This window comes from Brevibacillus porteri (assembly GCF_003013475.1).
Lineage (GTDB): Bacteria > Bacillota > Bacilli > Brevibacillales > Brevibacillaceae > Brevibacillus > Brevibacillus porteri.
In genome coordinates this window covers 459,497-468,632 of record NZ_PXZO01000001.1, presented here as the reverse complement: position 1 = coordinate 468,632, position 9,136 = coordinate 459,497, and the positions used below count along the sequence as shown (strand labels likewise).

At 48.5% G+C, this 9,136-nt stretch carries 8 protein-coding genes; 1 reads left to right on the top strand and 7 read right to left on the bottom strand.

Translation table 11 applies throughout. The features are described from left to right. Nucleotides 1–90: 90 nt before the first annotated feature. Complete coding sequence (locus tag C7R92_RS02200; RefSeq protein WP_244195615.1) at nt 91–1,377, bottom strand: ATP-binding protein; 1,287 nt, start codon at nt 1,375–1,377, stop codon at nt 91–93. Nucleotides 1,378–1,660: 283 nt separating this feature from the next. Here C7R92_RS02200 and C7R92_RS02195 point away from each other — a divergent pair, with 283 nt between their 5' ends. Beyond that, complete coding sequence (locus tag C7R92_RS02195) at nt 1,661–2,845, top strand: amidohydrolase (RefSeq protein WP_069845512.1); 1,185 nt, start codon at nt 1,661–1,663, stop codon at nt 2,843–2,845. Between the two features lie 58 nt (nt 2,846–2,903). Here the strand turns inward: C7R92_RS02195 and C7R92_RS02190 are convergent, their stop codons facing one another. The 6 genes from C7R92_RS02190 to C7R92_RS02165 form a co-directional block, all read right to left on the bottom strand. After that, nucleotides 2,904–4,073, bottom strand: coding sequence for an FAD-dependent monooxygenase (locus C7R92_RS02190; protein WP_106833065.1), 1,170 nt, complete (start codon nt 4,071–4,073; stop codon nt 2,904–2,906). 15 nt (nt 4,074–4,088) lie between these two features. Then, nucleotides 4,089–5,003, bottom strand: a complete 915-nt coding sequence (cysK, locus tag C7R92_RS02185) for a cysteine synthase A (RefSeq protein ID WP_106833064.1) — start codon at nt 5,001–5,003, stop codon at nt 4,089–4,091. 133 nt (nt 5,004–5,136) lie between these two features. Beyond that, a complete protein-coding gene (locus C7R92_RS02180; RefSeq protein ID WP_106833063.1) occupies nt 5,137–6,189 on the bottom strand; it encodes a hypothetical protein in 1,053 nt (350 codons plus the stop codon). 124 nt (nt 6,190–6,313) lie between these two features. Next, nucleotides 6,314–7,144, bottom strand: coding sequence for a hypothetical protein (locus C7R92_RS02175; protein WP_106833062.1), 831 nt, complete (start codon nt 7,142–7,144; stop codon nt 6,314–6,316). A gap of 152 nt (nt 7,145–7,296) precedes the next feature. Then, the gene (locus C7R92_RS02170) at nt 7,297–8,283 is read right to left on the bottom strand and encodes an ROK family protein (RefSeq protein ID WP_106833061.1); all 987 of its coding nucleotides are present in this window, start codon (nt 8,281–8,283) and stop codon (nt 7,297–7,299) included. Nucleotides 8,284–8,310: 27 nt separating this feature from the next. Further along, on the bottom strand, nt 8,311–9,135 hold the full coding sequence (locus tag C7R92_RS02165; protein ID WP_106833060.1) for a sugar phosphate isomerase/epimerase family protein: 825 nt from the start codon (nt 9,133–9,135) through the stop codon (nt 8,311–8,313). Nucleotide 9,136: the final 1 nt, after the last annotated feature.

Sequence of the window (9,136 nt, the reverse complement as noted above, 5' to 3'; positions counted from 1 at the left end):
ATCGCCCATGCTGGGCGCACCAAAAGCAAAAAGCCGTCAAATCATTGACGGCTTTTTCTTTATCATCCTAGAATCGTTTTCGTTACTTGCCTATTTCACTGGCAACCAAACGGTAAATCTCGTGATTCCCCGCTCCGACCCAACCTCAATTTTCCCCTTGTACTTGTGAACAACTGAATCTACAATCGTCAGACCCGTTCCACGCGAGCCACATTTTTTCTCTGTTTTCGTTGTATAGCCCTTCTCGAAAATACGTGCACGTTGTTCTGGCGTTATTTCCGGTCCTGTATTTTCCACTTGGAAAATAATATGTTCTTCATTACAGCAAAAATAAATGCTGATTCGCTTTTCCCCATCCGCTAATTCAGCCGCTTCAATCGCATTATCAATCAGATTCGATAAAATTTTGATCAGATCAATGGAAGGAATACTATCGATTGGATCAGAACATTCTTCAAATTGCATTACGATTTGTTTGGATTTAGCCTGCTCCCATTTCGTGTGAAGCAATACCATTAAGGCAGGATTCGCAAACCTCACGGTGAGGTCCAGAAGCTTGGTTTCTTTCAGCAGCGACTGCACGTAATCTCGTGCTTTTGGATAATATCCGCATTCGATCAATCCGTACAGCACTTGCATGTGATTGACGAAATCATGGCGTATGGAGCGCATCGAACAAATGACTGAGCGCAATTCATCCTGATAGGTTTCTTCCGTCTCGCCAACTGCTGCCTTGATGGCGCGTTGGTACCAGCGTTCCATGCAAAGAACCAGGAAGATCAGTACGACGACAAAAAAACCTTGAATCGCAAAAACAGGAATGCTGTTACGAACGACATCATTTCCAATGTCCTCGACGATGGCTACGTCTGTATCTACTCCGATGATTCCAATGATTCTTCCTTCTCTATCTCTAAGCGGCGCACCCGCAGACATGTAAACCCCGTAATCTGGATCTCTGATAATATCTGAGTAGTACGCTGATGATCCTTCGTAAATCATTTGAATGTGCTCAGAAGATAGAATAATAGGCATACCGATATCAAAATTTTGCTGCGCACTTGGAGGTCTTGCAACGATCATCGCGCGACCACTCTGCCTGTCTTCATTGACTTGAATCGTGTATAAATACAGCAGACCGAACTGCTCACGTGCTTGATTCAATTGCTGTTCGATTCGTTTATAGGCGGGGGTCTCTTTTACCGGATTTCGTAAAAACTCCTGGTACGCGTCAACATCTAGACTGTCTGCTACCACCGAAGCAGCTTTCATGCTTTGATTCGCAATGGAGAGTCGGACGGATTGAATCGTATTGAAATAGGAAATCGCGATGCTTACACAAGTCAAGATCAAAACAAGGATACCAGAAACGAGCATAATGAGTAGTACTCTAGGATTTTTTGGATGTGAACTCGTCATAATCCCCTCAATCTATCTGTTCAAAAAGTCGTCTGTGGATGACGCAGTTGTACTAAAAACACGACCTTTTGAACATGTCTCTCTAATATTCTAGAGATTTCTACTGGAAATGTCTACATAATATGAATTTCGCTTCATTATAGTTCTCAAAATCATACATTGAATTATGATTCGGAATATTTTTATAATAAGACGAATACGAAATACCAATCTCTTTCCCTAGGAAAAAGGAGTGGGTTCGATGGAAGAAAAATGGTTTGCCCGACTGCAGGAGATTTATCCAGAGCTTGTTTCATTCAGACGTGATTTGCATATGTATCCCGAGCTTTCCTTTCAGGAGGAAAACACAGCGAAGAAAGTTGCGGACAAGCTGGCTTCTTTTGGTATAGAAGTACAAACCGGTGTCGGCGGCATGGGTGTTGTCGGTCTCTTGCGGGGTGGAAAGCCAGGAAAAACAGTTGCGTTGCGGGCTGACTTCGACGCCTTGCCCATTCAAGATGAAAAAGAAGTACCGTATAAGTCCCGCATTCCAGGCGTTATGCATGCTTGCGGTCACGATATACATACCTCAGGACTTTTGGGAGTCGCACAAGTGTTGAGCGAGTTTCGCGATGAGCTCCCAGGAAATGTGGTATTTCTGCATCAGTTCGCGGAAGAGCTGCCACCTGGTGGCGCCAAAGCCATGGTGGAGGCGGGTTGCCTCGAGGGAGTCGATGTCGTGTATGGCGCGCACGTCGCCTCCGAGCTTCCCGTAGGCACTGTCGGGATCGGTCATGGCTACATTACGGCAGCAGCAGACAGCTTCGAGATCGTCTTGTACGGAAAAGGCGGACACGGTGCTTATCCTCATACCTCCGTTGATCCAATCGTATTGGGCAGTCAGGTTGTCATGAATTTGCAGCAGATTGCCAGCCGTCAGGTAGATCCGCTGAAACAAGTCGTTCTGTCAGTTTGCTCCTTCGTGGGCGGGGGCGAAGCGTTTAACGTCATTCCTGATCAAGTAAAGCTAAAGGGGACCGTCCGCACGTATGACGAGGAAGTGAGAGTCGCGGTTGAGCAATCTCTGAAACGTATCGTGGAAGCCAGTTGCCAGGCAGTCGGCGCTACTTGCGAAATCATGTACCAACGCGGCTACCCAGCTACTTGGAACGATGAAACCGAGACTCCGCTTTTTGTAGCAGAAGCCAAGCGGATTTTTGGTGAGGAGCGTGTATTGAAAATCCCACCTGGCATGGGCGGAGAGGACTTTGCTTACTTTGCCCAAGAACGCCCCGCTACCTTCTTCATGGTCGGTGGGCGCAACCCGGAGATTCAGGCGACGTATCCGCATCATCATCCCAAATTCGATGTCGATGAGCGCTCCATGATTCAAACCGGTCAGTTATTCATTGCAGCGTTGCTGGCCTATCAGGCACGTCATCAATAAGCGGACAAAGTTGAAAGGCAAGGGCCTCATGCACCTTGCCTTTTTTCTGCCGCCGTATTCACACTTCGTGTCCAACAATCCAGTCCAGTCTTCTGCTCTGGATACGGGCAGGAATCGTTTTTAACAGGAAATGACGGGTCGCGATGGCCAGCGGATTTTCCCACTGGGTGACTGCCCCCATTAAGCGCGAACCTTTCACAATCGCATTCGCCCGCTTCTTCCGTTTCTCTTCATACATACGCAAAGCATAAGCCGAGTCCGAGTCCGCATCGGCTTCTGCCAAGCATCTGGCCAGCACAAGTGCGTCTTCCATTCCCTGCCCCGCTCCTTGCCCCAGATTCGGCAGCATCGGATGGGCCGCATCGCCTACTAATGTAACTCGACCCTCACTCCATCTCCTGAGTGGTGCACGATCGTAAATATCATGCCGCAAGATGGCTGCATCCTCTGTCGCCTCAATCACTGCACGTACTGGCTCATACCAGCCATCCAGTCGGCGCAAAGTCTCTCGCTTTCGGCCCAGCGGTCCATCCTTTTCTCCCTCAGGTGCATTGATGGCGGCAAACCAATGAATTCGATTGTTGCCGATATGGGAAAACCCGAAACGAATCCCCCTGCCCCATGCTTCAAAGCCGCCTCCTGACTCCAGTGGATAACGAGGGTCTTGGTAAGTAGCAATCCCGCGAATCGCCGTGTACCCGGAGTATCTCATCGACTCTTCACCGAACAGTCTCTTCCGTACATGAGAATGAATCCCGTCCGCTCCGATCAGAATCGCCCCATGTGTACTTGACCCATCTGCAAAAGCGGCTTGAACCCTTGCTTCTTTTTGAGAAAAAGAAACGAACTGCTTGCCTAAAACCAATTCATGTGTTGAGATTTTCGCCAAAAGAGCCTGCTGTAGATCAGCCCGATGAATCAAGTAGCTGTCAGCCCCGTACCGTTCTGCTTGTTCCGTGACAGGTAGCTCGACTAACAAATTTCCCTTCCAGTCGCGAATCCTTGCTGAACGGACAGCTGCCCCAAGCTCGCGTACTTCCTGTCCAACTCCCAGCTTATCCAATGCCTTCATCGCATTGGCAGCCAAAACGATTCCAGCACCGATTCCTTTATGCTCCCGTGCCTGCTCATAAAGCGTCACTTGCCACCCCTTTTGCTTCAAGGCAAGCGCTGATGCAAGCCCGCTCAAGCCTGCCCCAATGATCAGCGCGTGTTTTTCGTTGCTCATCGCCTTTTCTCCTAATTAGAAAAGATTCATACTCAAATACCGCTCCCCCGTGTCAGGCGCAATGCAAACGACCCGCTTACCCACTCCCAGCCTTTTCGCAATCGTGATGACAGCAAAGACCGAGGCACCCGATGACGGGCCGACGAGAATCCCTTCCAACGCTGCAAGCTGCCTCATGCTTTGTAGGGCGTCTTCGTCTGCGATTTGAATGATTTCATTATAAATGTTTGTATTCAGGATTTGCGGAACAAAACCAGGGCTCGTACCGACCAGTTTATGTGGACCAGGCTTTCCGCCAGACAGAACCGGGGAGCCTTTTGGTTCGACAACAGCGATATACAGCTCTGGGAGCTTTTCCCGCAACGCTTCGCCTGTCCCGGTAATCGTTCCACCTGTCCCAGCAGTGGCGACAAAAGCATCCAGTCGACCATTCGTTTGCGTAAAAATTTCCTCAGCTGTCGTCGTTCGATGAATGTCCGGGTTCGCCTGATTCTCGAATTGCTGAGGAATAAAGCTGCGCGGAATCTCTTTTTGCAGCTCTTGCGCTTTGGCAATCGCCCCCGGCATTCTCAGCTCGCTCGGTGTCAATACCACCTCTGCCCCATACGCTTTCAATATATTGATCCGTTCCTTCGACATATTGTCAGGCATGACCAAAATCGCGCGATAGCCTTTTGCTGCGGCATTCATCGCCAAGCCGATTCCGGTATTTCCGCTCGTCGGCTCTATGATCGTATCCCCCGGTTGGATCAGTCCCGCTTGCTCAGCCGTCAAAATCAGATTGTAGGCAGCGCGGTCCTTCACACTTCCGGACGGATTGAATTTCTCCAACTTCACAAAAACTTCTGCTGCTCCTTCAGGAACCATGCGCCTCAGTCGAACAATCGGCGTATTTCCAATCAATTCGGTAATGTTCTGGTAGACGCTCATCGTACTCCTCCTGGAAAATTTGCCTTGTGATTATCCCTTAGTAATACTATAAGAATAATACAATTTTTTCGACCTGAAAACGACAAGGGTGCCCAAATGGGAAAAAGCTCTCAAATGAGAGCCTTGTTCCTGTCTAAAAACCATACTTTGCTTTTGTCTGATTCAGTACATTCACCGCTTGTTGATACAGACTGTTCGCGGTTTCTTTCACTTTAGCTTGTCCGCTTTTGTCTACCGAGCCTTGGCGTTGCTTCGCCTGCGCGATTGAATCATTCGCCGTCTTGACTGCCGCATGGATTGCTTTTTCCCGTTTCTCGGCATCCGGCACGCTCGCTTTGATTTCCGCCCATATCGTTTGGATATCCTTCATGTCGGTCTCCATGATGGCGATCATTTCCTGCATGTTTTTGTTTTTATCCTGGATCGAGCCATCCATCGTGTTCATCCCATCGACCAACACCTTCATACTGCCCAGCGTTCCTTGCATGACCTCGAATTCCATCTTGCTCAAGCCTGGCTGCGTCGAATAGGTACGAATCTCTTCCAACAGTCTTTGCAGCTCCGCTATTTGATCGTTTGAAAACTGCGCTTCATCCGTAAATTGCAGCTCGTCCAAATACTTTGCCGTTTCAATCAGATCAGCCTCTAGCTTTCCTGTCTGTTCTACTTTTTTGGCGAAGTCGACACGTGATGCTTCTTTGACTCTTTGTTCTGCTACTTCTTTCTTTTTTACTTCCGCTTCTTCGTTGATGCGCTTGGTTAATGTCGCCAATTTGCTTTCGTACGCGCTTTTGTTTGTGGCAACAAGACTCGTCAGTCCTTTATTCTCTTCCATAAGCAGGCCGTCAAATTGGAGCTCATCACCCTTCACTGTGCCGATGATATCCTGACCAGTTGCCGGATTTTTGAGAGTCAGCTTCTCACCCTCCAACGTTCCCTCCAGCAAGATCGACTCAGTTTTCAGAACAGGGATGCTGTCTTCTGCTTCGACGATGGAATCCTTCATTTCAACGTTTACTTTCTCGTTATTCACCGTGACACTCGTGTATAGCATGCGTGTATCGTCTTCATACAAATACCCTTCCGCCAGTGTCACAGGACCAAAGAATCGATAGCCTGCGTATCCCAGCAATGAGACGATGACCAGAGCCATGACGATCATGATGCTTTTGTTTTTTCCCTTCATGCTGCGACCCCTTTACCCACAATTTCTATTACGTTTGACCTGTTTTTCCTGCCAAAACGTGCCATAGTTTTATGATACATGAATCGCGGGGGAAAACCCCATGAGTCTAAAGGCCAAAACAAGCTTAAATATAGGTATTACCAAAATCGTGGCTAAAATCGAGCGTTTGGTTTTCTTCAATCGTAATTTTTGAAAGTACATGTTTATACAACAAAAACGTAGCGGCTTCGAAATTTTCCCAATCCCTAACGTACGGATTTAACGTATAGGCAGTAAGGTCATCTACAGGTTCCTGCACATTTCGAATGGTTTGTTTTGACACTACTAAGATATGATATTCCCCAGCAGGCACGTTGCCGATCTCGTAATTTCCATACCCATTTGCTTTTGCAGCATACAATCCCGAGCCTTTTGGAGCAATGGTATCATACGCAAACATACCCTCTTCCAGATCTGTAATCGTATTTTTATCAAAGTCAGTAGGAATGAGGTAAATCCTTGCATTCACATCCGGCTTCGTCCCAACAAAATCGTTATATTGCCACGTAATCGTGCCCTTGAGTGCTCCCTTTTCAGTAGGAAGTTCGGTTCGTGCTACCTGTCCTCCCTCATTACTTTGTTGGCCTGGCGTTTCGACGGGATAAGCCGCTGGCATTGCCACGTCCGTTGCACCAGTTCCCTCAGAGGAAACAGCTACAGCGTTTGAACGCTGATTTGTGCCCGCTTCTTGATCTGTCGACGCCGGACTTTTGGGTGCAGGAGTAGTTGCAGGCTGATTCACTTCCTTTTTCGCTACAGGTCGCGCACCTAGTAAATCATCAAGATTTTTCCCAGATAAATAGAAAATAGCACCGCTGGCAATTCCGAGGATTAAGGCAACTACAAACAAAAAAGTAATGAGTTCTTTGAAAAATCCTGGCTTCTTCGCTGCTTTTGCTGTTTTGGCTTCTGCCATGGTACCCCTCCGTATATTTCTCTCTATTCATGCGAAAATTTTTCCAATCTATATTTTACCAAAAGAAAAGAATCTAGGTCTAGGCTTCTATGTCCGCTTTCATAGGAAAAAGCCGATGTATTCAAGCATCGGCCCCCACAACTCTCATTCTATTAAACCTCAACCATTTCACGCTCGGACGGATAATACATGCCTGCTGCACCGAGCACACCTGCTTCCGCTCCAATTGTAGTCAACTGGATGTTCGCTTGGTTTGCCATCCGGGAGATAGAGCGCTCGCGAATGACGTTCTTCGCTTCCGCAAGCAGTAGCTGTCCGTTCTTCATCACACCACCACCAATGACAATCACCTGCGGATTGAACAGATGGATCAGATTGGTCAGCCCGACTCCGAGATAATAACCAGCTTCCTTCATCAAGGTCATGCTGAGTAAATCTCCCCGAACCGCTGCCTCTCCAACCTCTCTAGCCGTTATCCTGCTCAGGTCATTCCCATTTTCAACGAGCAACGAGCTGGTAACACCCTGTAGAAGCTGATCCCTGGCTCTACTTGCCAAAGCCAGCCCAGACGTGTAATTTTCCAGGCATCCTCTATTCCCGCACACGCACAACGGTCCTTCGGGATCAAGCGAAATATGCCCGAACTCCCCGGCACTATCGCCAACACCTGTAATCAGCCGTCCTCCACTAATAATGCCAGCACCAACACCCGTACTGACCGTTACATAGATCAAGTCTTTCGTGCCTCTTGCACCTCCAAACGCCCATTCTGCTACCGCTGCTGCATTGGCATCATTGATCAATTGCACAGCTACGCCAAACCGCTCCTGAAGCATCGCGCCGATCGGCACATCGCTCCAGTTTAGATTGCTCGCAAAAATGACCATTTGGCGCTGTGTATCAATAATTCCCGCAGTTGCAATCCCGATCCCGCGAATGCGAGAGAGATGGATGCCGCTATCGTCTAAGACAGTCTGCACCAAATCACCGATACGACCGATGACTGTCTGCGCTGCCTCTTCTGTTTGAGTCGCTGCGTTCGCCTGACTGAGGATGTTGCCATGCTGGTCGACAATCGCTACTATGATCTTGGTACCACCCAGATCAATCCCTATGGCATATGGTTTGTCTTGATTCATCTTACGCTTCACATCCTTGCTGTCCATTCACGATTGAAAAATGGCGTCCAACGCTTGGGACGTATGCGCGATCAATTGCTCAGGCAACTGGCTGTAAGGCGAGATTTCCGGGATGATGTAGCCGTCGTACCCGATCTCACGCAATGCTTCCACCACACGGTTCCATGGAATATCGCCAGCAAGCAGCGGCACGAAACCTGTGATGTTGCCTGTCGACGTCTTGAAATCTTTGACGTGAATAGCTCGGATTCTCTTGCCCAAAATGCGAATCCATTGCTCAGGAAAACCGAATTGCAGCACGTTGCCTACATCAAAATACGCTCCTACCCAAGGGCTGTCTACTTCATCGATCAAGCGGGCCATCTCCAGTGGACTGAGCAAAAACTTGTTCCACACGTTTTCTACCCCGATGTATACCTGATGCTGCTCCGCCTTCTTTGCCAAGCGTTGCAATGCTTCACGCGCCCGCTCGTAGGCCGTTTCGTACGACACCTCAGCTGTCACGAGACCTGGGACGACGAGAACGGTCCGTGAGCCAAAAATGCTTGCCGCCTCTATCATTTTCTCGACAACACAAATGCCTTGCTCGCGGATCGCTTCCTCATTGTGTGTCAACGGATATTTCCATAAAAGGGCCGTAGAGACGCTTGGCAGCTCCAATCCTAGTTCACGAGCCTCGTCCGCCAAGCCCTTTAATTCCTGCTCTGTCATTTCTAGATGAAAGGGAGCATCTCCCTCGTCCAAATTTAGTTCTACCCCTTGATAACCATTCGCCTTCGCCTGGCGAAACATTTCTTGCACGCTTGTTTCCTTTGGGAAGCACCACGCATTAATTCCCTTTTGAAAAGCCATG

Excerpts from the sequence above, each read along its gene's own strand:
- C7R92_RS02170 (WP_106833061.1), bottom strand. The coding sequence starts at position 8,283 with ATGAATCAAGACAAACCATATGCCATAGGGATTGATCTGGGTGGTACC.
- C7R92_RS02190 (WP_106833065.1), bottom strand. The coding sequence starts at position 4,073 with ATGAGCAACGAAAAACACGCGCTGATCATTGGGGCAGGCTTGAGCGGG.
- C7R92_RS02180 (WP_106833063.1), bottom strand. The coding sequence starts at position 6,189 with ATGAAGGGAAAAAACAAAAGCATCATGATCGTCATGGCTCTGGTCATC.
- cysK (WP_106833064.1), bottom strand. The coding sequence starts at position 5,003 with ATGAGCGTCTACCAGAACATTACCGAATTGATTGGAAATACGCCGATT.
- C7R92_RS02200 (WP_244195615.1), bottom strand. The coding sequence starts at position 1,377 with ATGCTCGTTTCTGGTATCCTTGTTTTGATCTTGACTTGTGTAAGCATC.
- C7R92_RS02175 (WP_106833062.1), bottom strand. The coding sequence starts at position 7,144 with ATGGCAGAAGCCAAAACAGCAAAAGCAGCGAAGAAGCCAGGATTTTTC.
- C7R92_RS02165 (WP_106833060.1), bottom strand. The coding sequence starts at position 9,135 with ATGGCTTTTCAAAAGGGAATTAATGCGTGGTGCTTCCCAAAGGAAACA.
- C7R92_RS02195 (WP_069845512.1), top strand. The coding sequence starts at position 1,661 with ATGGAAGAAAAATGGTTTGCCCGACTGCAGGAGATTTATCCAGAGCTT.